Here is a 24,965-nt window from a genome sequence, read left to right as displayed (position 1 = left end):
TTAAAAGGATTGTTGAAGCATTGTTACGTCATATGAAATTTAGCCGAGTGGAGTACTATTCCAGATTGTTTTAGTCCGGACCGGCCGACACAAGCGACCAGCTGCGGCAATTTCGAGGAGGTTCGCCTCCCCTCTAGTTTTCGGTCCATCATCAACCTCGCCAACGTCAGCCGATTATGCTCCCTCATGCCAATTTAGGCGGTCGCGATCAGACTATGAGCAATGGCGAGCAACCGCGTTTCGCGATCAGGATGCCGGTGCTGGTCAACCGGAATAGTTTTAAGGCCAAGGTTGATGGCGGCGAGATGTACGCCAGTTGTGATGCCGGTCTGGCGCAGGATGGAGGCGGCAAGCAAAGACCAAGCCACGCCAAATGCTGCAGAACCGGAAGCTCGTTCCAGGCATCGAGAGCAACGATCGCCTGCAGCACAGCCGGCAAGTTTTCGGCTTGTCTTAACACTCCGCGTTCGTTGTACACTGCGCAAACCTTTCGGGCTCAAGGCCCATCCAGGTTCATGCGAGCCAATGCACCGTCGCGTCTGCAGCACGTCGCGGGCGATGGTCAGTTGGTGACTGGGGGAACGAATATCACGCGCGGCATCATCCAAGAAAAGTTCTTCCACCTCGACCAACTCGCGGTCGAGCCATAGCGCCGCGCAGGCATCGGCAAAATGAAAACGTGCGATCAGTCCTGTGCCGTCCGGCAAATGGGCAGACCACCCATCAAGCCGCTGCAAAGCCTAACTTTAACGTGCCAGTGGCCGGCACCATTTAAATCAAATAAAGATATACTTTTCAATAACTTAGTTAAAATAAATATTCTTCAGTCCCTACCCTGGCCCCTACTTTTTCACTCGGTTGGCGGCTTGATAAACATTGATATTAAATCAAATCGCCTCGTGCGCCTGCGCATACTGGTCGCGAAACTCTTCCCCGCGCATAGACCGCCTGACGAAACTCAGCCGTGAAAAATCATCAAATATGGAAGAAGCGAACCCTCAAAACCTTCAAAACTGTTGGCAAAGCAGAAAAAACATCGAAAACGCTCCTAAGCGGAACCTTCAAAACCCTCAAAACCTAAATCGTATCCGCGTGGGGTATCTGTTCGCATACTCTTTTGGACTGATGGCTGACGGCCTAATGTTCACTAAAACGCAGTAATTTAGTGATGTAGTTAAGCTTGGATTGATTTCGGCAAAGGGCGCTATCTATGGAATGGGCTTTCCTCCACACGCTGACATTCACCTTCATGTCGGTATTCTCGATGGTAAACCCGATTGGCATGGCTCCCGTGTTTCTGGCTCAAACCAGTCGCCAGCCGAAAGAGGAACGCCACAAACTTGCGTTCAGGGTCGCATGTTATGGCGCTATTCTGCTTATCATAACGTTATTTATCGGGCCGAGCATCCTTCAGTTCTTTGGTGTCGCTCTTGCCGATATGCAGGTTGCAGGAGGGATTTTCGTATTCTTCACTGCTTGGCAAATGCTAGTTGCAGACCCGACGCCGCCAGCGGGTGTAGCAGAAGCACCTACCGGTCGTGATAAATCAGCAGATATAGCATTCTTCCCTTTGACAATGCCCATCACAGCTGGGGCCGGCACGATTGCTATTATCCTCACATTATCGAGTAAAATGGAAGGCGGCCTACAGAACGAGGTGGCATCATACGCCGGCGCGGTTGTCGGAATCGTCTTGGTCTTTATCTGCGTTGCAATTTGCTACAGGTACTCAGACGCAATCTTTAAGAAAATCGGTCCAGCGGGAACGGCGGTATTGACGAGGCTAACCGCATTCTTGCTCTTGGCTATCGGCGTCTCCGTGACTTGGGGCGGCTTGAGCAGTTTGATATTATCCTTGAAATGAGTGCACGCCCCCCTGCAAGGAACCTCTCTAGAACTCGATAAACCGCTTTGTCTGCGCATCGATATCAGGGCAATCAGCGCGGCTGAACGGCTCGAACGATATTAGGGTAATCTTAGGGTTCGGCTCGCGTTACGATGTAACTTAAATCGGTGTTTCTCTCGCGTAGTGATGTCAGATTAATCGGTGAAGCCTCGCGCGCGTGCGCGTATTGGTCTCAAAAATCCGTTTTTCGGATATTTCCGAGAAAGGGTATCAGTTGAATATATACCCTTGTAGATAACGCCCATCGCGGGGGTGTGATATTCGGTCAGCCGGTTTGTTCAGTTGATTTGTCAAACGACTCACATCACCATCTTGAAATAAATGTGAATGGGTGGGCAACAAATGACGCGGGCGTTCGACGGCTTCCTAGATATGCTAAATGCTTCGGCAAATCAGCTTTCACTAATCAATACGGCAACGTTCACTAAGAATGTGCACTCTTATTTGCAAAATGCCCTTAATCAAATACAGCCTTCTGATGAGGTTTTTTTTGGGTATGAACGAGGTAAAGGCGTATGCGCAGCGCCTTGTAAGCAAAATAAGTGCATCTTTCAGCACGAATATCGATGTTGAAAGAAATGAGTTTTCAGTTGCCGTCGAAAAATTGCGTACGTTCATGGAAAAATGTCAGCCATCGGAAACTGCCATAATTCTGGGATTGAGCTGACGGCGTATGAAATCAGTATCGTAGACTGATAAGCATTGGAAATATATGGCACCTGTACGTAAGACAAACGTTACTAAAGAAGAGTCAGATGTAGCCTAGGAGCTTATTGAGAGTTCACCAAACGACCCTATTTTGGCCATCCTAAGCGGCGCCTATCTCGAGCACTATTTGGCTCGATGCGTGCGAATGCATTTGCATTACGTCAAAGGGATTACCGATAAGGATTTCGACTTCGGGCCTTTTGCGTCGTTTGAAGCAAAGGCTAAGCTGGGACGTTTGACAGGTATCTACGGTGATAAGCTGTACCAAGACTTAAAAACGATAATCGATATTCGAAACATTTTTGCGCATCGCCGAGATGTTCATAGCTTTTCGAACCCCGATATTGAAAAGCTCATTCGCAAGCTAAAAATGGGTGCCACAGAAGTTGCGGCACTAAAAATCGTCAAAAAAAGCGATCCAACACTTCGAGAAATTTTTATCGCAACGACCACAACGATTACACAATTCATCGGAGACCGGCGCGCTACCCAGATGCCGGAGCCGCCTGAGCATTCATAAAGTTTTCCGCTTGTGTGCGGGTATGAATAATCTATTTTCAGCGCCTCTTGATCGAAAAGTGTTCAGTTTTGGGCATTACCCAATGCGTCCGCTTTTGGACACATCAGCACTAAGTCGCATATCAATGGGTTTCCCGCCCCTTCAACAGGGCATGTCAGTCGGACGAAATTCGTTCGCTTGATTATTGGGTTTCTTCCACTGCGGAAAGAACTCGATCTTGCGAAAAGGGGTATGCGCAAAATTGAGCAGACCCCCTCATTAAAATTCAGGAGACCTTTGCTAGCATCTTGCCTGCGGTCCAAATCTAGTTACTACTAACTAGATTGGCGATGAGGGGTTCATATGCAGCCGTTGGATATACTGTGGGTCGGCCTCGGAGGCGGGCTTGGCTCGGTGTTTCGATGGTGGGTTGGTAAACTGGCTGGCGAAAGCTATCAGGGGAAATTCCCGCTCGGAACATTCTTGATCAACGTGACAGGCGCTTTTGCCATAGGCTTTCTGTCGGTGCTGTTTTCTGTCGAGTGGTATGAACGCTTTGGCGATATCTTAAAAGCTGGCATTTTAACCGGCTTTCTCGGCGGATACACAACATTCAGTTCGATGCAGTTCGATGCAGTGAAGCTTGCGCGGGAGCGATACCAGAGCTTGGCAATCGTGTATCTTTTTGTATCTGTTATTGCAGGTTTAGCCGCAGCAGCATTCGGTGCATTGCTAGCAAGCTGGATAGGGTGAGGTGCTCGCGATGATTAATACAATCATATTCGTTTTCGTCGGCGGCGCTGTCGGGGCCATGGCCCGTGAATTTCTAATGTTGGTCGTGCCAAACCTTTCAGACGGCATTCCGATGTCGATATTAGTCGCTAACGTCGTCGCATCATTCCTGCTCGGACTTACGACCAGGCTTTATCATAAAGGCACGCTCAGCCAAGGTGTCAACACATTGGTAGCGACTGGAATAATGGGCGGGCTTTCGACCTTCTCCAGCTTTGTTTACGGGGCATATGTACTTATGTCAGGATCGACAGCCGGAATGATGTCAGCGTTGCTCTATTTGGCGCTGAGTATTGTGCTCGGTTATATCGCCGTCGTTCTAGGATTGCGCTTGGGTAATCGTGGTTAGGCAATATTCTGCCCAGTGAGGAGTTTCCTGAGCGAAGCGGAGTGGAAAATGATTCTGATGTCAACATAAGACAACAGGCATCACCTCGAAACGGCCTTGGCGGCGTATGCCTTCCGGCAGATCTCCTCGCAGAAAGGGCTTCGAGTTTATCGCAATTGATTAATCGCTAATGACCACCTTAGAAAAACAAGCCGCGATTTTCTCGTTGGCTCCGAGGTCCTTCGCAAATTTCACCAGTTGAGGTCCGTCGCCGTCATCAGCCATACCGCCCCAGACATCTTTAAACGTTTGCTTGCCCGAGGAGTTTTCAAAGAAAAAATAGCCGGGGTCAGCCACAGGCGTTGAGGCATAAATTACAGTCCAGTCATCTGACTGCATAAAACTGTCAACTTCGACCTTTGATGGTTTCACCTTTTCTTTGAGGCTTTCCGAGATGAGTTTCGCGTACTCAGTCTTTCGCTCTTTCGTTAGTGCTTGATCTACCCCTGGGCAATTCACTGCTGCGGTTGCCGGGTGTATGAACAGTGAGCCAGCCAAGGCAATTAAAGCGGACCTGGTTATTAATGACATATTCGGCCTCCTATAATGCTGTTAGAGCGAAATAACTTGAGCCTAACGCTTGTCAGGTCTGGAGATCAATCGAAAAACCAAGCCAAAACAAAAACCCCGGCGTTGAGGCCGGGGTTCGGTTTATTAAGGGTGTTATAATTTTCGGCGGTGGTTCATGTAATAGCGGATCTCTTTCCAGCCGATAAAAGCTAACACATACGATAGTGCAGCAAGAATAGCCGCTTCAATTATTAGAAACCAAATCACGATGCGTCTTCAAGCCTGAACTAGGCCGCCTCCTGATTTTTTGCCCTTCATCCATGGAAGCGCGACTTCTGGTACTTCGAGAATTCCGGTCTTCTTGGCGAAACCTCGAATGGCGCTCTCTGCTGCTTCCACTGGTTTGATGCCATCGTGGCTATCGCAGCACGCTTTCCAAGCGGTTTCATAAATGAGGCCACGGTCGTATTCGGGCCATTCATAAAGAAAATCTAAAGCATCCCCGATGCTGGCAATTTCTCGAACAAGGTAAGGGCCGTCCTTCACAAAAACAGGACTGTCAAACAAACGGTCGCTCATCGAAACCTCCATTTGATCGAACGTTAAATGTTGGAATGACGGTTTCGATTTAGTTACCAATCTATCGGTTTCAAGGCCTTCACAATCACAAAAATCGTAAAACAGAATGGCTCGATGCATTAACATGGCCGGGCACCAGCTTGTCGAGCATGGGAAGCACCTCAGAAAGCTGGCTGCGACTTTTCCAGTGCATCGATACGCGCACGAACAAATGCCGGTGTGAGCAAACCATTCATCAGGCGTTTACGGCACCCGTCCAGCACGCGCTCATGCAATCTGCTCAAATCTGAGCCGAACACGGTCGCTAAAAATTTATCGGCCTCTTGCTGCGATGAGATTGAAGGAAATGGCGCGTTTTCATCTTCACCGTTTGCTGCGAGTGCATACCCGTTTTTTTTCTTTGCCGGGAAGTCGGGGGAGCTTGCTACAGCGCTTTTGATTTGCGCGCTTCGCTCCCCTCAACGTCACCCATAACTGGAGAACCGTCGCTCACTTCATAGCCGTTTATTACAGGTAATCCTGTAAGGTATTCCTTAAAGGTAATTGGTGGCATTTTCTGCCCACCTTGGTCGGCACTTTCTGCCATCCTTGGTGGGCATTTATTGCCGTCCTTGTCATTTTCAGGGTGGGCAACTTCTGCCACCCTTGCAGCCTCAAAGTGGGCATTATTTGCCATGCTGGATTGCGGCTTATTGCGTACATTCTGATCGGCTTTAATCTCGCGCTGGCGTTCTTCCAATTCCTGAACATACATCTGAACTCGCTCATGATGCGGGTTGTCGATGCGATAAACCGTGATGCCATTTCTCCGGCCAACCGGAATGAGATAGTTATGCTGTTCAAGCAGTCGGCGGGCCTTAACAGCGGTGTGGTGCGAACGCAGACCAGCACGAATAAAGACACGGCTGTTTGATGCGTAAGCGGTCGTTGCCTGGAGTGTCTTCTTGTCGATGGTGACGACGGACGCATAGACGATAATCAGGTTAAGGCACTGACCAGCGCGCAAAAGCGGATCGGCTGCTACTGTCTCGAACAGCGAGAACTTGAAAGCGGCGAGTTCCTGCTTGGCCTGATCGAACGCATTCGGGCTTTGACGGCGTGGGAAGGCGTGAACCTCGGCGGATGCCCCGCTTTTGCAATTAGAGCCTGATGTATCTTTTGGCCGAGAATTTGAAATGACAGGCCCAAACTGCGAACCTTGACCATGAGCGCCTGACTATCGCCTGCAAGCTTGTCCTCATTCACACCGGCCTTTTTCACCAGCTTCTGATACTCTTCGTAATAGCGCCCGCCATCACGGATCATGGCCTGTAGTGTGTTGTCGTCAATGCCGATGAAATTCGCTTGCACCTTGGCGTTGGCATAAGGCATGCTGGCAAACTTTTTAGCCAAGACGCCCATAACGGCAGGAATGTTCGATGCATCCGCCTCGCTTCCGATCAGCTTTTGAATATAGCTCTTTCCACCCGGCAAACGGCGTATGAAGTCCGCAATGCCTTCCATGGCTTGTTGCGCGCCTTCTGCGCTTCCGCCAACCTGAGACATCGCATAGCCGACAGCCTTGATATCGCTATACCCAGCTTGACTGCATTCTCAGCCGTTTTCTTCAAGCTGTCATTGAATGTCTGTTCGCTCGACTTGTTGACCTGATAGCCAAGCGAGACGAGAAAATCACGGATTGTCGTAGAGGTCATTTCGCCCTCGCTACGTTCTCAGCCCCTTGAGCCGGTAAAACCGCCGCCCGTATCAGCCCGGAAAGGGAAGCCCCTTTCTTCCGCGCCAATTCTTTGAGCATCCGCTTTTCATCCTGAAAAACTCGGATGCGGATATAACCTGACATTGCAACATCTGACCGCATGGTAGTCTCCTTTCGTTGCAACGAGTTTACCACGAAAGACGATAGAGCATCGTTTCAAAGCTGTTTATTATCAATGACTTGATCTATATCAATGCGCATCATCGTCTATCATGTTCCATCAAATACCGATGACGCCTACACCTGCGACAATCTGTCATTACGGGAAGAGCTAGGCTTTGCTGATCCAGCCCAACGCCTTTGACCCTAATCAATGCGTGATTGTTGCAGGCAATACATCATGCATACATCAATATATATTCTTCTGGAGGGCATTGTGGGGACAAAGCTTCAATTGGCATCGATCATAAGTTCGATTGCGTTCATCGTTCTGATTGGCATTGGATTTATCGTAATCCTGACAGTTCCAGAGCTTTCACAAAACCCAGCCTATCCGATGATTTGGGCCGTGGTTATCAGCGCAATCATTACGCCAATCGTTGGCTGGCTTATCGCATCGAGAATAATCAAGGCGCGATAAAGCCTGTCTGCGCATCTTATGATGCATATCAAGCCACAATGCGCCTGCGCCAATTGCCTACGGTTTGAGGGCTTACGCCGAGACGCCGGGAAATCTCGCGGTCAGACAATTCCGGCTGAGTGTCCAACATGGTCATGACTGCTGCACGCTTGTCGGCATTGGTTCTGTGTCCAGTTTGGACAGTTGCCGCATGTGGTTTGCCGTTTTCATAGAGCCCGCGCAGAATGACGAAATCGGCCTCGATGCGGTCCATAAACGGGTCTTCCCGTTCTGTGGGATCAATCCACTGGCTTTCGAATTCGTATTTCTTCCAAGCGAAACGCGCTTCCATGTCACGCCATGAACGAACCGGCTCGTTATTGATGAAATCCTCAACCAGTCTTTGGCGAACATAAACCTCTGGCTCCTGTTCGTGATATTCAAAGAACAAGGCGCGGTCCCATCGCTGCTTATTCCAAGCCTTAATTTCATCCATCGCCGCTTGGATGGTCGTTGGCATGGGAAATGCCGATGAAATCGTACTTTTGGCCCTCTCGGTTCCTCTCAGCATTATACCGGCCTCTTCACCGTCCATAAATGCTGTGTACTGACGCTGAACTCCTGACGTGCAAGCATACGGCATGATGACTGAGAACGGCTCTATTGCGGCTCGCAAAGCTATTTCCCATGGTGTCGGGTCGAAGACAGCTTTGATCGACCCGTACTCCTCCAGAACCAATTCACGCTTCACAGCACCCTTGCGCTGCCGATCCGAACGCTGAGCTTTCATTTCCGGGCTATTGAAGAAATCCTCGAATACGTTCCTTGGTTTTGGCTGCTGAATAGGTTCGTCCAATTTGGAAACAGCCTCGTTGAAAGACAGGCCAGCCTTTGCAGCTATCTTGCTGGCTCTCGCCTTGGCCGCTGCGCGTTCGCCCTCGGTGGCGCCGCCAGCGACCAGCGCATAAACCTTGCGAAACCGTTCGATGTCCAAATTGGACGCAGTATGAATATTCATGTGCCCTCGCCTCAATCCGCACGAAGCGGCACAAGTTCAATGCGTGTGATGGTTTGAACAGGCTGTTCTGCATCGCCTGAAATCTGCAACCGCAGCACCTTGCCAAGCAGCCCCATAAAAGCGACTGGATTTTCTTCTGCCTGCTTTGTCAGGTATGAAACCAGCCCATCTTCACCCGACTTATTACCAGCATCCGCCGCTGCGGTCAGGATTGCATCTTTCAGCAAAGCCGTGGTTTTATTCATTGCGCCTTGCGGCCTGCCCTTGCCTGCCGCTGGTGGGCGACGTTTCTCAATAGCGTTCATTATTGCGCCCTCGCTCTGATGAGATTGCTTTCTGTAATTGCTTGGACAGCCTCGACCGCTGTTAGCCCAAACTGTTCCCGAAGGTACGGAATGACAGGGCGCGGCTTTGCTGCGTTTGGTGTGGTTGCCAGCCAGATAGCGGCGCGTTTAACTGGATCAGACATTTGAATCCTCCGAGCAATCGACGGGGTAACCGCATTCGCGAAGACCGTGCTCGCGCGCAGCAACTCACCCTGCAACGGGTGCGCCTATATATTGCCAAAGCGCATTTTTGTGATCGGTTTCGGTCTCTCCTCAATTTGAAGCAGCATAAGGTTGTCGCACGGTTGTTTGAAGCGGGACCCGATGGTTTCATTGGTGGTTTGAGTGCCGAGAATTATCTGGCCATTACCTAAACTTCCCGCGTCACGGTGACCCGTGATCTGCAGTATCTGGTCGATAAGCGGCTTTGACGCGGCAAGGGCAGTTGCGCTTGTAACCGGGGCAGATTTGTTGGGTGGGTCTTTTGTTTTCGAGTCAAAGTCAAGAATATATTTGTCCGGTTCCCGGCAGATGTAACACGATGCGATTGTAGATAACCGGTCAGAAACATCGGTTCCTTTAAAGCGGGCATGAACTGGCGGATTTGAAACTGGGGCCGAATTGGTGGCACAAACTGATCGATCATATGCGATTTCCGGAAGGTTCTTACGTAGAGCCAAGAGCAGTCGTACTTCAACCCGACAGCTTTAGGCGGTCGCGGTTCCAGATTGCCAGTCAAGAACATCGGCCGTTAAAGCTGGGTTTAATGCCAGTCTACCCATCATATTTGATTTAGATTATCCAAAAATTACATTTTCACAAATTCTTACCTTAGCACTGTGCTTAGGTCATTTGCGTACTCATTCACTTCGCGAAGGTCGAGTTTGGATTCTACATGGTCGAGATGATGGGCCAGAAGACACAGCGCTTGCTCGGCGTTTTGTTTTGTGATCGCCTCAACGATTTTTGCATGCTCCTCAGAACCACAGTTGACGATATCGGTATCGCGGTAGATCGCTGTAATCAATGATGTTCGCGAAATGAGGTCTCTCATCATTGTAAAAAGAAAGTCAGACGATGTAAGTTCGGCCAAAAGAACATGAAATCCGCCTGAAAGCTTGATGATGTCCGTCGTCATTCTCCGGCTGATTGCTCTTTTTTCCTCACTAAGATGGTGGCTCAGACGTCTTAGATCGGCCCGTGTAGCGTGTTTACAAAGATGTTGGACGACACATCGCTCAACTGCACGCCTTACAAAAAATACGTCGCGCGCCTCTCTGACCGTCGGCTTGCAAATAAAGGCGCCATGATTGGGGACTATATCGACCAATCCCTCGCGACTAAGTGCTGCGAGTGCCTGTCGAGCGCGAGTACGACTGACATTAAAAAACGCTGCCAATTCCTCTTCTTTAAGCTGGAAACCAGGACGTAAACGTCGTTCAGCTATCGAAAGCCAGATTTTCTCAACAATCTGATGTGTCAATGCATCCCTTTGCCCTGCCATGAGTTATACTCCCCTTCTCAACCAGCAGGCGTGATACAAGTAGAAAGTCAACTATATAAGTAGAACAAACAACATAAAATTGTCAACAATCAACTGTTATGCATTCTTTATGTTGTCAACGTACAAGAAAGCTTATTTTTTGGCAGAGGATAATTATAACTGTTCACTTTGGATGTGGCGTAGCCCGCACCGACGAGGGCTTCGGCTAATTTGACTGCAGCTGTTACGCCATCAATGACCGGCACACCGGTCGCTATCTTAAGACGTTCACACAATGCAGACATGCCAGCACAGCCCAGTACAATCGCTTCGGCCCCATCGTCAGTCTTTGCTCGCTCGATTTCCGCAATTAATAGCTGTTCGGCGAGAGACTGATCATCTTCTAAAGCCAGAACCGGCAGGTCAATTGCTCGAACTTTGCGGCAATATCGCTCTGCCCCATAATTACTGACAAGCTCCTCGATGATCGCGACCGACCGCGGAAGCGTGGTAATCACCGAAAAACGACGGCTGATTGTCATCGCTACCTGGACTGCTGCTTGACAAATACCGATGACTGGACCTTTTGCCACTTCCCGTGCAGCGTGAAGGCCAGGATCATCGAAGCACGCTATTACATAGGCGTCCACGTCTTGCGCTTCACTTTTCATGATCTCAGCAAGCATACCCGGTATCGACATCGCTTCGTCCATAGACCCCTCTATGCTTTTAGGCGTCTCTAGAGGATTGGTAGCAGTAATACGGGTTTGCGTATGTTTGACCATCAGGGCGCTCTCCATTGCCTGATTTGTCATAGAAGCGGTGGAGTTAGGATTGATTAAGTGAATATGCATAATTTAATTTTCCGCTGTCCTGCGTCTAAACTACTACTTCTGAAAATGCCCAATTGATGGGGCCTTCAACTCAAACTGACGATCTGAAGTCACGTAATTATCAGCGTGCAGGCGAGCTATCGGTTGGTAGCATTCAGGGTCAACATAGTGACCCTCAGCATCAAGACAATTACGTCGGACATGCATATGAACGACCTCCCCTAAAACGAGCGTACGGCGTGGGTAATCAATGAGCCGCTCAACACGACATTCAAAAACACAAGGAGCCTCTTGCGGGAATGCTGCTTTGATCTTGATACAATCTTGAGCGGTTAGTCCCGCAACCGCGAGCTCATCAACTTCCGCGTCAAAACCCAAACCACAAATCAACATTTGCTCGGATAACCCCATATCGACCATGCTAATAGCAAACTCGCCGGATCGACGTATGTTAACCATAGTATCCTTTTCTTCTCCTGATTGGCGTGGCTGAATTCCCAGCACAACAATTGCCGGATCATGCGAGAAGACGTTGAAGAAACTCATGGGCGCTGCATTGTTGTTTCCAGAAGTTGATCGGGTTGTTACCAGCGCAATAGGACGCGGCCCGATGAAATTGGTGAGAAGACGATAGCGGCTTTGTGAATCAATGGTCTCAAAGTCAAATTCCATGGCGACCCAAACTGTAAGAAATATTCAACAACTTTTAGATTTATTGTAAACAATAAATCAGTTATTTCAATCCATCAGTTGACTTTTTCTCGTACATGACGATTGTCGAATGGAACACGGAGAAGTCTTTATGAAAGCAGCAACTGCCCTATCAATCGAACAGATCGTAGAAAAAATCTGGCTTTCGATTGCAGAGCGGCGATTACGTCCTGGCATCCAGCTTAAGGAAGAACAACTCGCCACTATTTTCAACGTAAGTCGCGCCCGTGTACGCCAGGCTCTGACCGTGCTGGAACGAGACGGGCTTGTAACCATGATTCCAAATCGTGGTGCTTTCGTTAGTAAGCCAACGGTGCAGGAGGCACGCGATGTCTTCTCTGTCCGGCAGGCTGTGGAGCGCTGCATTGTAGAGCGGCTCTGTAGCTCTTCACTCAAAGAAAACGTGAAACGTCTCCGTGACCATGTCAATTTGGAGCGAATCGCTAATAGGGATGATATTACTACAGACATCATCAAGCTGTCTGGCGGGTTCCATCTTCTATTGGCTGAACTGACAGGTTCTGATTTTCTATTTACCACCATGCGCGACCTTATTTCCCGCAGTTCTCTGATTACAGCAATTTATCGCAAGACAGATCATTTCAACTGTGGTCCGGATGAACATGCCGAAATCGTAAAAGCGATTTCTGCAAAGGAGGCAGAAAAGGCAATCGAATTGATGGCACATCATCTTGAGCATGTAGAATCCGAACTTGATCTAAGCGAGATACGTGAGCTTTCCTATGATCTGCGTGCAGCTTTAACGTAAGCTGATAAGGATCACAGCTTCTCAGCATCTGTGCTGCGCGATTAGACGTGCATCTCGATTTGAAGACCGATCAGCACCCTGACTTGTTGCGTTAAGCGCACCTTCACTTAAAACATGCATTCTAGTTAACCTCCATCTCGACCAAATGGCAGGCCACACGCGTACGGTTGGGTAGAAGCATCATCACCGGCGCTTCTTTGGAACAACGCTCGATAGCAAGCGGACACCGCGGATGAAAAGTGCAACCAGAAGGCGGTTTTAAAGGACTAGGCACCTCACCGCTTGCTGGCTCACGATTGCGGTTTGGCGCGTCGATATTGGGGATCGTCTGCAATAAGAGTTGGGTATATGGATGCCGCGGATCAGCAAATAGTTCTTCTGTATCGCCTTCTTCAACAATGCGCCCCAGATACATCACTGCAATCCGATCAGACATATGGCGAACCACACTCATATCATGGCTGATAAAGAGATATGTGAGACCCAATTCATCCTGCAGGCGGCGCATCAGGTTGAGAACCTGTGCCTGTACAGAAACGTCAAGTGCTGATGTTGGCTCATCACAGACGAGAAACTCAGGTTCGCTCGCCAATGCTCGAGCTATCGAAATACGCTGGCGCTGTCCACCTGAGAATTCGTGCGGAAATTTCTCGCCGTCTGCAGCAGAGAGACCGACAATTCGCAGCAGCTCTTCAACACGGTGGTCAATCTCAACCGCACTATCACGCAACTTGAGTTCGCGTAGCGGCTCCGCAACGATGTTCTTTACCCGCCAGCGTGGATTAAGTGAAGCATAGGGGTCTTGAAATATCATCTGCGCCGATAAAGGTGCGCCACTTTTTCCTGCTGCAAATCGCATCCCACCACTGGTGGCAGGATATAGACCGGTAACAAGACGGGCAACAGTAGATTTTCCGCAGCCGCTTTCACCGACAATGCTTAAACAACCACCAGCCGGAACGGTGAAGCTGATGTCGTTGACTGCTTTGAGATACTGTTTGGATTTGCGCTCGACCAAGCGGTTAAGCCAAGGTGCCGAAACATCAAAGGTTTTAGTAAGCCGCTCAACGGTTAAAGCCGGGGTTTTACTTAAGGAATTTGTCATGCGGTGCCTCCTGCATTTAGCCAGCATGCACTGGCTGTCACACCCGAAAATACGAGCTCTGGCCTCTCCCGCCGACAACGAGCCCCGCTCTGGCTACAACGGGGATTAAAAGCGCAGCCATCGGGAATGGAATCGAGACGTGGCATAGAGCCATCTATCTGATTTAGTTTTTCCACCCGCGCACCCAATGAAGGAATCGACGACATCAATCCTTGGGTATAGGGATGAGATGGCTGATGAAGCACCTGCTCCACTGGCCCAACCTCAATCAGGCGCCCCGCATACATAACAGCAATACGATCTGCTGCTTCGGCAATGACGCCCATGTCGTGAGTAACCAGCATAACTGCCGTCTGCTTTTCTTTGCAAAGTTTGCGCAGCAGCGAAATAATCTGCGCCTGGATCGAAACATCAAGCGCTGTGGTTGGCTCATCAGCAATGACCAGTTTAGGAGACGCGGCAAGTGCGAGAGCGATCACCACACGCTGGCGCATACCACCAGAGAACTGGTGTGGATACTGGTCAACTCGCTCTTCGGGCGACGGAATACCAACGTCGCGCAATAATTGGACCGCACGGGCACGGGCCAATCCTCTGCTAAGACCCAGATGTTGCCGGATGGTTTCCGTTAGCTGCGATCCCACCGTAAAGAGTGGGTTGAGGGACGTAAGAGGATCCTGAAAGATTGCACCAATTTCGCGACCACGAATTTTTTCCATTGCGCGGTCATCGAGGTTATCGATGCGCTGCTTGCCCAGCCATACCTCGCCCCCGGCAATATGCCCCGGCCGTTCCAGTAACCCTTGGATCGCAAGACCGGTCATTGATTTACCGGCTCCCGACTCGCCTACCACACCGAGGATTTCTCCTGGGCGTATCGTTAAGGAGACATCTGACAACGCAGTGACTGTACCGTGACGACCGGGAAAATTGACACGAAGATTGCGAACATCAACGACTGGCTCTTGCATCTCAATCATGTTTGCTTTCCTCGTTTGATGCCTCAATTGGATAGCTTGGCGGGAATATTTCATTTACCGAAGGGTTGTTCCAGCTCCGCTCAGGATATTTCGCAATCAGACTGTCAAACTGAGCTTGTGCCTGAACTCGTGCCTTCTCCATGTCAAAACCAGCCAACTGCCGATTGAGCATCGAAACACGTCCATCCACAAACACGGCTTGGGTTATTTTTCCAGATCCACCGACGACAATGGTTGTGATCGGATCAATCGACGGAGCCATGATAGTGTCATCCAGACGGAAGACTGCGATGTCTGCGCGTGCCCCCGACGACAAATGCCCGATATCCGTACGGCCCAAGGCCTTTGCACCACCAATCGTTGCTGCATCGAAGAGATCGGCTGTACGAAGACGATCAGGTGCATTGTCGGCCACTCTTCCAGTGATGAGGCCAGCCAGCAGGTTCATCAGCATATCGGGCGGGGTTGTATCAGTGCCCATGGCGACATTAATCCCACGCCTGCGGCACTCGGAAAACGATTTAAGAATTGATCCACCGCGACCCGAAACCAACGGGCAATGAACGATCGAAACAGCATTCTGTGCGTAAAGATCAAGGTCTTCATCGGTTGCATTGGTAGCATGTGGAGCAATGAGCCGCTCGCTCAGAAGCCCATGGCTGGCAAGCCAAACAGGCGCTGTAGAACCATGCAACATGCGCACGGTGTCCACTTCCATTGCCCCTTGAGCCATGTGAAGCCGGAACTTGCAGCCGAGATCACGTGCGGCCGCATCTGTGCGCTTGATAAGAGCAAGCGTGGAAGTCTCCACCCGGTCGGGCACAAGCATTCCCCGTACCAGATCACCATATCGACCGGTTTGACGCTCAATATAAGTAATCGCGTTGTTCAGTCCCTGAAAACCACGCTCTTCATCGAAAACCGGAACTATTTTGCCCGGCTGTTCCAGAACCATACCACCTGAGCGATATGCGGGGCTTAGATAAACGCGTAGGCCCAAATCGCCCGCGGCGTCTGCGGCAGCATCAAACTCTGCAACCGTTTCCGCCCACTCGCGATAGAACAACGAAGCAATCGGAGTGGCTGTTGTGATACCGTTCAATAAAAGCTGACCAAAAGCAAACCGCTTTTGAAAGGCCAATTGTCCCTCATCATACATCTCATAGGGCCCGGCATCGACATAACAGCGCGGCCAAACACGACCTTTCGCCCAGCCGGGATGATGGTCAATTCCAAGAATAGTCGTATCGAGATCTGAAAGAGCGTCGAGATCAATCAGTCCAGGACTGATAAGTGCGTTACCAAAATCTATTCGGCGTGCGACTTCTCCGGGAAATTTGTGTCCGACGAAGAGGATCTGACCATCCTCAAAAACCACTTCACCATCTTTGAGCAGGCGATGGCCGCCGTCTTTATGCCCGACCACCCAACTGGCCGTGATAAGAGTGCGGCCAGAGGGCCGCTCACCTAAGACAAGAGAATTCAGAGCAACATTCTTCATGGCATTTCAACCACACATTTACCTTGTCGAGCTGTAACGCGGCCGCCTTTTACAACCAGCGGGCGCGGCGCTACATCGACCACCGCATGCGCCAGCGTTTCGCCGGTCAAAAGGGTGAAATCGGCATGACACCCGATATCAAGCCCGTAATTCTCAAGCGCCATCACATCGGCTCCACCTTGAGACACAATATAAAGAACGTGCTCCAGTTCCTGATCAGAACGAACGCCATTCTTCATGCCAATGATCTTGGCACGGTCAAGCATATCAGGCTGTCCCCATGGGCCCCAGGTATCACGAATACCGTCGCAACCGCCACCAATACGAACACCTGCTTCTTTCAGCCGCCTGATTGATGGGACAGTCGCTGATGGTGCTCCGGTGGTCAAAATTGCAACATCCAGAATTGCTAACTGTTCAATAAGTTGGCCAACCCGCAGATAATCATTCATACCGAGTGCAAAGGCATGACTGATTGCCACCTTGCCTTCCATGCCATGTGCACGAATACGCTCAAAGATAAGCTCCATCGTAAAAGCGCCAAGCTCACCTGTCTCGTGCAGATGAATGTCGATCGGCACACCATGTCTTGTTGCAAGTGAGAATAGAGCATCCAGCTGGCCTTTTGGGTCACGATCAATGCCACACGGGTCGATCCCACCAAGAACTTCGCAACCCTGCCGGAGTGCCTCATCAAGAAGCTCTTCGGTGCCCGGTGTGACCATTAAGCCAGACTGGGGAAATGCGACAACTTCGATATCGATGATACCTTTGAGCTTCTCGCGCGTTTCCCATATACCTTCAACAAGTGACAAACCGTGGGTCGGGTCTATATCGACATGACTGCGGATGTGCGTGCTGCCATGGGCCGAAAGACCAATCGCATGACGCATCGATTGGCGATGTGGATCAATCCCGATTTCCAGCCTGTTTTCGCGTTCAAAATCGATACGCTCACGCAATATGGCGGCGCGGTTGTTGACGTGCCACGGCATGGCCCAGGTTGTCTTATCAAGATGCGTGTGAGCATCAATTAACCCCGGAACCAGTATCGCGTTACTTCCTTCTTCAATCGCCATTCCGGGTTCAGCCGCAAAATGTCCGAAACCGGCAATTCTCCCATCTTTGATCATGAGGTCGCAGTTTTCGCCTGCCATTGGGCGGATGTTGCGAAGCAAAAGATTGTTCATTTAACTTACCTCAGTTTCGGATTAAGCGCATCGCGCAGCCAGTCGCCGAGCATATTGACGGCCACAACAAGCAGGCAGAGCTGGATGACGGGGAAAACCACAATCCACCATGAACCGGAAAACAGGAACTGATTGCCGATACGGATCAGGGTTCCCAGCGACGGTTGGCTCGGCGGCATGCCTATTCCAAGGAACGAAAGGGTCGCTTCGGTCAGGATCGCCATACCGAAATTAAGCGTTGCCGCGACCATAATGGGTGTCAGTGTGTTGGGCAGGATGTGCTTTGTCATGATCCGCCGTGACGGCACACCAATCAGCCGTGCCGCTGAAACATAGTCCTTACCCGCCTCGACAATCGCCTGCGCTCGAACAGTACGAGCATATTGCACCCATGCTGAAAGCGAAATTGCCAATATGAGAACGGCCGACGCGCCAATCTCACGAAGGCTCACTGGCAACATCTGTCGCACAACAGTCGAAACGAGAATAGCGACCAGAATAGTGGGTATTGATAGCGTCACGTCACCAAAACGCATCAAAAGATTGTCGATAAAGCCACCGAAATAGCCGGAGACTAATCCAGCAGTCAGACCGATCAGCAGGGAAAGCAACACCGAAGCGATACCGATGACGATTGAAATTCTGGTGCCGTAAAGAATAGCCGAAAGCATGTCACGGCCTTGCGTGTCGGTGCCCAACAGGAACGGCCACTCACCTCCCTCTTCCCAAAATGGAGGCAGCTCTGCTTTCCACATGTCGAGCGCTGCACCATCATAAGGATTTTGCGGTGCGATCAACGGTGCGAACACTGCACTCAGTATCAAAACTGCCAGCAGCGTAGCGCTTAACATTGCTGTCTTGCTGTGTGTGAAGGACCACCAAAGGTCACTCTTGCGAATTCGCTGGACAAGCGAAGATCGCGTGACGGGGGCAGCTTGCGAGGATGGGGTGCTCATTAAGACAGACTCCCGTTGGTCAGCGAGCCGTGCGCAAACGGGGATCGATGACCGCATAGGCAACATCCACCAGAGTGTTAAGCACGACAAAAATGAAGGAAATAATGCAAAGATAGGCCGCCATCACGGGAATATCGAGGAACGTGACCGCCTGAATGAACAGCATACCCATCCCCGGCCACTGGAAAACAGTTTCTGTGATCAGTGCGAACGCAATCAGCGAACCGATATTCATGGCCGTCAAGGTCACGACTGGCATCAGACAATTGCGCAATGCATGCCTGAAATAAATGCGCCATCTCGGAATACCCCGTGCGCGCGCAAACTTGATATATTCGGATCGCAGCACTTCCAGCATTTCAGCACGTACCAGACGCATCACAAGCGTAACCTGATAAAGCGAAAGTGCTATGGCTGGCAGGATGATCGCAGCTCTTCCCGACGGCGTGAGAAGGCCAGTGGACCAACCGCCAATATAAACAACTTCGCCGCGTCCGAAAGCGGGAAACCAGCCAATTGATACAGAGAAAACAAGGATAAGCAGAATACCCACCACGAAACTGGGTAGCGATACGCCAACAATGGAAAGAAACTGGAGGCTCTCCGTGTACCATTTTCCGCGTTTGATGGCAGTAAGCACACCCAAAGGCAATCCAACTAAGAGTGAAATGATCGTCGCAACGAAAACCAGCTCAAGGGTTGCGGGAAATCGCTCGCTTATCAGACCCAATACATCCTGACCATTTCGGTAGGAAATACCAAAATTCCCTTGCGCTGCATTCACAACAAAGCGCGAATACTGAACAAGCAGGCCATCATTGAGACCCAGCCGTTCGCGCAAATTATCGCGGTCGGCCTGCGTCATTTGTTCATTGGCCATCATCTCGACTGGATCACCCGCAAGGCGGAAAATCAGAAAAGCAAGCAAAGCGACGGCCAACATCACCATGACAGCGTTTGCCAGGCGCTTAATGATAAAAACCAGCATGAAATTTCCTCGGTAACAACATGGTACGCCCGGGGACGCATCCCCGGGACAGCATCAACAGATTATTGGGTAAAACGCGTAAGCCAATGACGCGGCTTATTGTCAGGCAACTGCACGATCTTGTCGATATTCTTCGACATAACCCAGGCCATAGGCTGCTGGTGCAGAGGTAACATCACTATTTCGTCTTTCGCCATTTCCAATGCTTTGGTCTGGAGTGCGAGACGCTTAGGACGATCCATTTCAGTAGAAGCTTGTACAATAAGCTCGTCGATCTCTGGATAGCTCCATCCGCCCCAGTTAAAAACGCCCGCATTTGCAGTCTTTGTAGCAATCATCTGAAGCAGAATCGAATAGCTGTCCAACATTGGCTCGGTGGCCCAACCAATGAGGTAGACGTCAGCCTTACCTCCGGTACGTTTTGGTGCCTGTGCGGCAGTCGGCGCAATATCGAGTTGCGGCTTGAACCCGCCACGGCTCAACATATTTACCATGCCCTGACAAAGCTCTTCCTCATTCACATAAGCGTCAGTTGTACACACCAGCGTGAATGGAAAGTCGACAGCGTCTGCTTCAGCCAAAAGCTTCTTGGACAGTTCCGGATCATACGGCAAAGTTGTGTCCAGTTCCGCCGTGTAGCCCGGAATTTCTGGTGCAACTATCGCTCCCGCCGTGCGTGATTTGCCACGCATGATCCGCTTCTGGATCAGCTCGCGGTCAAGAGCGTGAGCAAATGCTTGCCTTACCCGCAGATCGTTAAATTTATTAGGAGCACCGTTAGCAAGTTCCGGCTTACGATTGAAACCCATCATTACCGTACGAAGATCTGTACGCTCAAGAACGTTTAAATCAGGCTGAGCCTGTAAACGAGGCAGATCCTGCGACGGCGCACTTTCGGTAAAGTTGATTTCGCCCGAAAGTAGCGCTGCCACACGCGTTGGGGCAGATGTGATAGGTGTGAATTCTATACGGTCGATATTGGATTGGGAATCATCCCACCAGTCTGCATTTTTCACAAGAATAGTTTTTGAGTCCGGGACGCGACTCTCAAGCTTGAAGGGACCAGTACCATTGGTGTTATAGGTAGCATATCCTTCAATCTTGGCACCAACATCGGTCGGCTTTTCCGAATTGTTTTTCTTCAGCCAACCCTCATCGAAAATATGGATATTGGTGAGATCGTTGAGCAGAAGCGGATAAGGGCCGCTGAGTTCAATGTCGACGGTGTAATCATCAACCTTGCTAGAGGACTTATAGGCAGGCAAATTTCCTCGCAACGGCGAAACCGGATCGCTTACCCGTTTGAGCGAGGCCAGAACATCATCAGCCGTAAATTCGGCACCGTCATGGAATTTCACGCCTTTTCGCAAATGAAACCGCCACGTCGTATCCGATATATTTTCCCATGATTGAGCTAGTGCAGGCTCAATCTTTAAATCCGCATCGTAGCGAACCAGCCCCTCATAAACATGATTGAGGAAAGACAGCGTGTAACTATCACCATACGAATAAGGGTCGAGTGAATAGATGTCTCGCGCAGCCCCCCATTTGAGTGTTTCCGCATGGCCCGACAAAGTCAGACTCACCAGCATAGTGGCCGCAAGGCCCAATTTTTTTAACATTGATTGCTCCGCTTCTGGAAATTGTTGCCCCCTTTTTGGGGATCTCTTCTTCAAGCACCATCATACCCAAGACGAGCACGAAAATGTCATTTCTTCGTGCTCAACACGAAGTTTGCTGAATGTGATTTCCTCCTTGAATCAGGGGCCTGAGCCTTGGCGGCTTCTTCATTGGCCATTGATAACAGTATCTATATAAGCAAAAAGTTGTCAACGAGATTGTAAACAATATTTGAATATTTTTCGCATTTAAAGTCGACGATAACTGTTAACATCACGATCGAGCCAACCTGAATTGTCAAAGGATTATCACGGGATTGTGCCGGGCTGATTGGTTTCTTACCGTTTGAACAAGGCGCACAATAGATAGTCTCCTGCACCTGAGAAATGCCTGTTTCTTGTCGTCATCAGCTCTGCATTCAAAAAAATGACTGTAATAAAATTGTCCTGAAGTTGACGAACCGCCAAACTCAATATTCCTCAGGCCTTGTTTTGAAGATGAATGCAATAGAGCGTCCTTCACAGTTGGACGCTCTAACATTTACGGCCAATAATATTATTCGGCCATCATGGTGTGCCAATGACGCGGTTTGTTGTCGGCACGGAAGTCAACGCTTTTGACTTTTTCTAACATACCCCATGCAATCGGCTGTTGATGCAAAGGAATCAAAATCGCCTTATCCTTGGCGATCTTTAGTGCTTCCTCTTCCAGAGCCAGCCGTTTGGCAGTGTCCGGTTCATTTGCTGCCTTTTTGACCAGATCGTCGAGTTCCGGATAAGACCAGCCACCGTAGTTAGAAACGCCGGTGGAGCCACTGCGCGTCGAAAGAACTTGTGACAGAAGCGAATAGGCATCCAGTGTCGGCTCATTTGCCCAACTCAAATTGAACATGTCGGCCTTGCCGTTGGTGCGTTTAGGCTGCTGAACAGCCCTCGGCCCCATGTCGATCGTTGGCTCAAAACCCGAACGCTTAAGCATGTTAGCTATGCCCGAGCATATATCTTCTTCGTTGATGCTTTCATCATTCATGCACAGATAGGTAAAGGCCAAACCTTTTTGGCCCGCATCTTCCAACAGCTTCTGTGCCTGCTTCGGATCGGCGGGCTGATAAACATCAAGAGATTCAGAATAGCCGGCAATTTCTGGCGCTATGAGTGATCCTGTAGGGCGTGCAAGCCCGCGCATGATTTTCTGATTGATAAGATTACGATCAAGGCTCGCCTCCACAGCCTGCCGCACATGTTCATCAAGGAATGGATTGGGGCGGCCATCCTCAAGCTTTTCCTTGCCATTAAAAGCAATGAAAACCGTACGCAATTCTGTGCGCTTGTTCACGCTGATGCCCGGCGACGATTCTAATCGTGGCAAATCCTGAATCGGAGCAGAATCCACCAGATCAATTTCACCAGACAGAAGTGCAGCAACGCGCGTAGCCGCAGAAGAGATCGGTACATATTCGATACGATCAAGATTATGTTTCTTTTCGTCCCACCACTGATCGTTGGCCAGTAGAACGGTTTTGGAATCCGGGACACGGCTATCCAGCTTGAATGGCCCAGTGCCATTGGTGTTGTGCGTCGCAAAATTTTCAGTGTTTGAAGCTATGTCCGTTGGCTTTTCTGCATTGTTGTCTTTGAGCCAGCCTGCATCGAACATGAAAATATTGGTCATATCGTTCAGGAAAAGTGCGCTTGGCGAGGAAACCTCTAAATCGACCGTATAATCATCGACCTTATCGACCCCGACATAAAGCGGAATATTACCGCGCAGCGGCGAAGTCGGATCGGACACGCGGTTCATAGACGCAACCACGTCATCTGCCGTAAATTCGGCACCGTTATGAAATTTGACACCCTTGCGCAGTGTAAAACGCCATTTATTATTATCTATCAGCTGCCATTCGGTGGCAAGAGCAGGTTCAATCTCAAAATTGGGGCCGTATCGGATCAACCCTTCATAAATGTGGTTGAGAAACGCCAGATTAGAGGTGGATGGCACGGAATTCGGATCAAGCGAATAAATGTCAGCCCGACTTCCCCATCGCAATGTAGCGGCGTCTGCAGATGAGACCATTAACGGCGCAGAAATTGCCACAGCGCTCAGCGTGGACAAAAGAAACCTGTGAAAACGCGTCATGCTCTTCCCTTCATGAATTAAGACCGATCCATTAAGCCGGATTTTTTTGAACTATCTTAATTGACTGGCATATTGTCAACGATATTGTTGGCAATTATTATGGAAAATATCGACACCGTGAATTTCGGAATCGGCAACTCAATTGATTCCAGTCAAGAAACAAGGACGTGTAAATGGTTGGGCTACTGCTACTTCACGGAACGATCATCACCGTTGACCCTAAGCGGCGCATTATCGAAAATGGCGGCATAGCAATCGAAAAAGACCGGATTGTTGATATTGGCACTGCCGAAGAAATCCAGCCCATGCATACCGGGAAGAAAATCATCGACTGCACTGGAAAACTAATCATTCCTGGCCTCATTGATGCCCATGGACATGCCGGCCATGCGTTGATCCGCAGTATCGGCGCGGATACCAATGCTTTGTGGATGCGAATTGTTACTCCGACCTACTATCATTATGTTACCCGCGACTACTGGTATGCGGATGGGCTTGTCTCTGGACTTGAGAAACTATGTGCTGGTGTCACGACTTCTGCCAGCATCATCACCTCAATGCCCCGCAGTGATGATCCGGTGTTTGCGATCAATCATGCCCGTGCCTATTCAGAACTTGGTTTGCGAGAGATTATCTGCGTGGGACCCGCAGGCCTGCCCTGGCCGCAATCGGTGACGCGCTGGGAAAGCGGAAAGCCGGAGCGACGCGAAGTATCTTTTGAAGAAATGATTGAGGGTGCGGAAAGCACCATCGAAGCTCTGAACGGTACCGCGAATGGTAGAATCAAGGTATTTTTGACACCATTTACGATCGTACCTTCGGTAGAACCTTCCAATGCTTCAACACCAGACTTTGCGGTAAACCTCACAAAGGAAGACCGAGCGCAGGCGCGACGTATCCGCGAAACAGCGCTCAAGTGGGGCGTACGCATTCACTCGGATGCTTTTGCGGGACAAATTCGTATGGCTTTTCAGGACACGGAGAATGCATTGCTGGGTCCTGATGTGCATTTGCAGCACTGTTGGGGAATATCTCACGAAGAAATAGACATTCTTGCTCAAACGGGCACGCATGTCACCCATGCTCCTCCGGGGCGCTCAACCCCAATTATGGAAATGATGGCCCGTGGCGTTCCAGTGGCCATCACATCAGACGGCGCGGCTCCAAGCCGCCATTTTGATATGCTGCAAATCGCTCGGTTAGCTCAATCGACACAGCACATTTTACACAATCACAACCGATACATTCTGCCGCCGGGTAAAATCTTCGAAATGATAACAATTGATGCAGCGAGAGCAATTGGCATGGATCAAGAAATCGGTTCGCTGGAATGCGGCAAGAAAGCCGACATAGTCATCATCGATATGCGTAAGCCACACCTGACACCCAATTGGATGCCGGTCCATCGTCTTATTCACCAGGTACAGGGAAGTGATATAGACACTGTAATTGTTGACGGCAAAGTCCTAATGGAAAATGGCAACGTGCTCACTGCAAATGTTAAGGAAGCATTGGCGTTTGGAGAATCCGAGGCACAGGCTCTCGTTTTAAGGGCAGGACTTCAACCTCACATGCATGATCCCGGCTGGGGGCAGCTGCAACGAACGTTTCAACATCCTATTAAGCCACCCGAGTCCCCCAAAATTAACTAA

25 protein-coding genes and 3 pseudogenes are annotated in these 24,965 nt (G+C 50.0%); 8 read left to right on the top strand and 20 right to left on the bottom strand.

Going from position 1 to position 24,965, the window contains the following annotated elements:
• Window positions 1-53 precede the first annotated feature (53 nt).
• Window positions 54-740 (bottom strand): annotated as a pseudogene (locus tag WH356_RS20790) (DUF1612 domain-containing protein); the annotation flags it as partial.
• A gap of 470 nt (window positions 741-1,210) precedes the next feature.
• Here WH356_RS20790 and WH356_RS20785 point away from each other — a divergent pair.
• The 4 genes from WH356_RS20785 (at window position 1,211) to WH356_RS20770 (ending at window position 4,254) form a co-directional block, all read left to right on the top strand.
• Window positions 1,211-1,864, top strand: coding sequence for a MarC family protein (locus WH356_RS20785; RefSeq protein WP_339514244.1), 654 nt, complete (start codon window positions 1,211-1,213; stop codon window positions 1,862-1,864).
• 895 nt (window positions 1,865-2,759) lie between these two features.
• Window positions 2,760-3,134, top strand: coding sequence for a hypothetical protein (locus WH356_RS20780; protein ID WP_339514242.1), 375 nt, complete (start codon window positions 2,760-2,762; stop codon window positions 3,132-3,134).
• 342 nt (window positions 3,135-3,476) lie between these two features.
• Window positions 3,477-3,866: a fluoride efflux transporter CrcB gene (gene crcB / locus WH356_RS20775; protein ID WP_339514240.1), complete on the top strand. Its 390-nt coding sequence runs from the start codon at window positions 3,477-3,479 to the stop codon at window positions 3,864-3,866.
• Window positions 3,867-3,876: 10 nt separating this feature from the next.
• Window positions 3,877-4,254 (top strand): CrcB family protein, encoded by a 378-nt coding sequence (locus WH356_RS20770; protein WP_339514238.1) that lies wholly within the window; start codon window positions 3,877-3,879, stop codon window positions 4,252-4,254.
• 159 nt (window positions 4,255-4,413) lie between these two features.
• Here WH356_RS20770 and WH356_RS20765 read toward each other — a convergent pair whose 3' ends face one another.
• From WH356_RS20765 to WH356_RS20745, 5 genes and pseudogenes are all read right to left on the bottom strand, one after another.
• Entirely contained in the window at window positions 4,414-4,824 is a 411-nt protein-coding gene (locus tag WH356_RS20765) for a hypothetical protein (protein WP_339514236.1), read from the bottom strand.
• A gap of 255 nt (window positions 4,825-5,079) precedes the next feature.
• Window positions 5,080-5,382 carry a DUF982 domain-containing protein gene (locus WH356_RS20760; RefSeq protein ID WP_339514234.1) on the bottom strand — a complete coding sequence of 101 codons (303 nt, stop codon included), beginning with the start codon at window positions 5,380-5,382 and terminating at the stop codon, window positions 5,080-5,082.
• 161 nt (window positions 5,383-5,543) lie between these two features.
• Window positions 5,544-5,935, bottom strand: a pseudogene (locus WH356_RS20755) (hypothetical protein).
• Window positions 5,890-6,559 (bottom strand): annotated as a pseudogene (locus tag WH356_RS20750) (hypothetical protein). Before WH356_RS20750 ends, WH356_RS20755 begins: the two co-directional pseudogenes overlap by 46 nt.
• A gap of 513 nt (window positions 6,560-7,072) precedes the next feature.
• The gene (locus tag WH356_RS20745) at window positions 7,073-7,240 is read right to left on the bottom strand and encodes a hypothetical protein (RefSeq protein WP_339514232.1); all 168 of its coding nucleotides are present in this window, start codon (window positions 7,238-7,240) and stop codon (window positions 7,073-7,075) included.
• A gap of 238 nt (window positions 7,241-7,478) precedes the next feature.
• On the opposite strand from WH356_RS20745, the gene WH356_RS20740 reads away from it, so the two are divergent.
• Window positions 7,479-7,718, top strand: coding sequence for a hypothetical protein (locus tag WH356_RS20740; RefSeq protein ID WP_339514230.1), 240 nt, complete (start codon window positions 7,479-7,481; stop codon window positions 7,716-7,718).
• A gap of 28 nt (window positions 7,719-7,746) precedes the next feature.
• Here the strand turns inward: WH356_RS20740 and WH356_RS20735 are convergent, their stop codons facing one another.
• Genes WH356_RS20735 through WH356_RS20725 form a run of 3 tightly spaced genes read right to left on the bottom strand, consistent with a single transcriptional unit; the run spans window position 7,747 to window position 9,184 of the window.
• Window positions 7,747-8,715: a helix-turn-helix domain-containing protein gene (locus WH356_RS20735; protein ID WP_339514228.1), complete on the bottom strand. Its 969-nt coding sequence runs from the start codon at window positions 8,713-8,715 to the stop codon at window positions 7,747-7,749.
• A gap of 11 nt (window positions 8,716-8,726) precedes the next feature.
• Window positions 8,727-9,020: a hypothetical protein gene (locus WH356_RS20730; protein WP_339514226.1), complete on the bottom strand. Its 294-nt coding sequence runs from the start codon at window positions 9,018-9,020 to the stop codon at window positions 8,727-8,729.
• A complete protein-coding gene (locus tag WH356_RS20725; RefSeq protein WP_339514224.1) occupies window positions 9,020-9,184 on the bottom strand; it encodes a hypothetical protein in 165 nt (54 codons plus the stop codon). The genes WH356_RS20730 and WH356_RS20725 overlap by 1 nt, the downstream gene beginning before the upstream one ends.
• Between WH356_RS20725 and WH356_RS20720 the strand changes: the two genes are divergently transcribed.
• Window positions 9,185-9,415, top strand: a complete 231-nt coding sequence (locus WH356_RS20720; protein WP_339514222.1) for a hypothetical protein — start codon at window positions 9,185-9,187, stop codon at window positions 9,413-9,415. It begins immediately after the preceding gene.
• Between the two features lie 452 nt (window positions 9,416-9,867).
• Here the strand turns inward: WH356_RS20720 and WH356_RS20715 are convergent, their stop codons facing one another.
• From WH356_RS20715 to WH356_RS20705, 3 genes are all read right to left on the bottom strand, one after another.
• On the bottom strand, window positions 9,868-10,545 hold the full coding sequence (locus WH356_RS20715; RefSeq protein WP_339514220.1) for a GntR family transcriptional regulator: 678 nt from the start codon (window positions 10,543-10,545) through the stop codon (window positions 9,868-9,870).
• Window positions 10,546-10,652: 107 nt separating this feature from the next.
• Window positions 10,653-11,378 (bottom strand): aspartate/glutamate racemase family protein, encoded by a 726-nt coding sequence (locus tag WH356_RS20710; protein WP_339514218.1) that lies wholly within the window; start codon window positions 11,376-11,378, stop codon window positions 10,653-10,655.
• 33 nt (window positions 11,379-11,411) lie between these two features.
• The gene (locus WH356_RS20705; protein WP_339514216.1) at window positions 11,412-12,029 is read right to left on the bottom strand and encodes a flavin reductase family protein; all 618 of its coding nucleotides are present in this window, start codon (window positions 12,027-12,029) and stop codon (window positions 11,412-11,414) included.
• 130 nt (window positions 12,030-12,159) lie between these two features.
• Here WH356_RS20705 and WH356_RS20700 point away from each other — a divergent pair, with 130 nt between their 5' ends.
• Window positions 12,160-12,837 carry a GntR family transcriptional regulator gene (locus tag WH356_RS20700; protein ID WP_339514214.1) on the top strand — a complete coding sequence of 226 codons (678 nt, stop codon included), beginning with the start codon at window positions 12,160-12,162 and terminating at the stop codon, window positions 12,835-12,837.
• A 121-nt stretch (window positions 12,838-12,958) separates the two neighbouring features.
• On the opposite strand, the gene WH356_RS20695 is transcribed toward WH356_RS20700, so the two are convergent.
• The 8 genes from WH356_RS20695 to WH356_RS20660 all read right to left on the bottom strand — a co-directional run bounded on the left by WH356_RS20695 (window position 12,959) and on the right by WH356_RS20660 (window position 23,313).
• Complete coding sequence (locus WH356_RS20695; protein WP_339514212.1) at window positions 12,959-13,942, bottom strand: ABC transporter ATP-binding protein; 984 nt, start codon at window positions 13,940-13,942, stop codon at window positions 12,959-12,961.
• Window positions 13,939-14,922 carry an ABC transporter ATP-binding protein gene (locus WH356_RS20690; protein WP_339514210.1) on the bottom strand — a complete coding sequence of 328 codons (984 nt, stop codon included), beginning with the start codon at window positions 14,920-14,922 and terminating at the stop codon, window positions 13,939-13,941. Before WH356_RS20690 ends, WH356_RS20695 begins: the two co-directional genes overlap by 4 nt.
• Window positions 14,915-16,423, bottom strand: a complete 1,509-nt coding sequence (locus WH356_RS20685; RefSeq protein ID WP_339514208.1) for an amidohydrolase family protein — start codon at window positions 16,421-16,423, stop codon at window positions 14,915-14,917. Before WH356_RS20685 ends, WH356_RS20690 begins: the two co-directional genes overlap by 8 nt.
• Window positions 16,420-17,613 carry an amidohydrolase family protein gene (locus WH356_RS20680; protein ID WP_339514206.1) on the bottom strand — a complete coding sequence of 398 codons (1,194 nt, stop codon included), beginning with the start codon at window positions 17,611-17,613 and terminating at the stop codon, window positions 16,420-16,422. Before WH356_RS20680 ends, WH356_RS20685 begins: the two co-directional genes overlap by 4 nt.
• A 5-nt stretch (window positions 17,614-17,618) precedes the next feature.
• On the bottom strand, window positions 17,619-18,569 hold the full coding sequence (locus WH356_RS20675; protein WP_339514204.1) for an ABC transporter permease: 951 nt from the start codon (window positions 18,567-18,569) through the stop codon (window positions 17,619-17,621).
• A gap of 19 nt (window positions 18,570-18,588) precedes the next feature.
• Window positions 18,589-19,557: an ABC transporter permease gene (locus tag WH356_RS20670; protein WP_339514202.1), complete on the bottom strand. Its 969-nt coding sequence runs from the start codon at window positions 19,555-19,557 to the stop codon at window positions 18,589-18,591.
• Window positions 19,558-19,619: 62 nt separating this feature from the next.
• Window positions 19,620-21,179: an ABC transporter substrate-binding protein gene (locus WH356_RS20665; RefSeq protein ID WP_339514200.1), complete on the bottom strand. Its 1,560-nt coding sequence runs from the start codon at window positions 21,177-21,179 to the stop codon at window positions 19,620-19,622.
• Between the two features lie 553 nt (window positions 21,180-21,732).
• Window positions 21,733-23,313: an ABC transporter substrate-binding protein gene (locus WH356_RS20660; protein WP_339514198.1), complete on the bottom strand. Its 1,581-nt coding sequence runs from the start codon at window positions 23,311-23,313 to the stop codon at window positions 21,733-21,735.
• Between the two features lie 173 nt (window positions 23,314-23,486).
• Here WH356_RS20660 and WH356_RS20655 point away from each other — a divergent pair, with 173 nt between their 5' ends.
• Window positions 23,487-24,965 (top strand): amidohydrolase family protein, encoded by a 1,479-nt coding sequence (locus WH356_RS20655; RefSeq protein WP_339514196.1) that lies wholly within the window; start codon window positions 23,487-23,489, stop codon window positions 24,963-24,965.

Source organism: Ochrobactrum sp. MYb379, from assembly GCF_037479515.1.
Lineage (GTDB): Bacteria > Pseudomonadota > Alphaproteobacteria > Rhizobiales > Rhizobiaceae > Brucella.
This window is presented reverse-complemented; position numbering and strand designations above follow the sequence as displayed.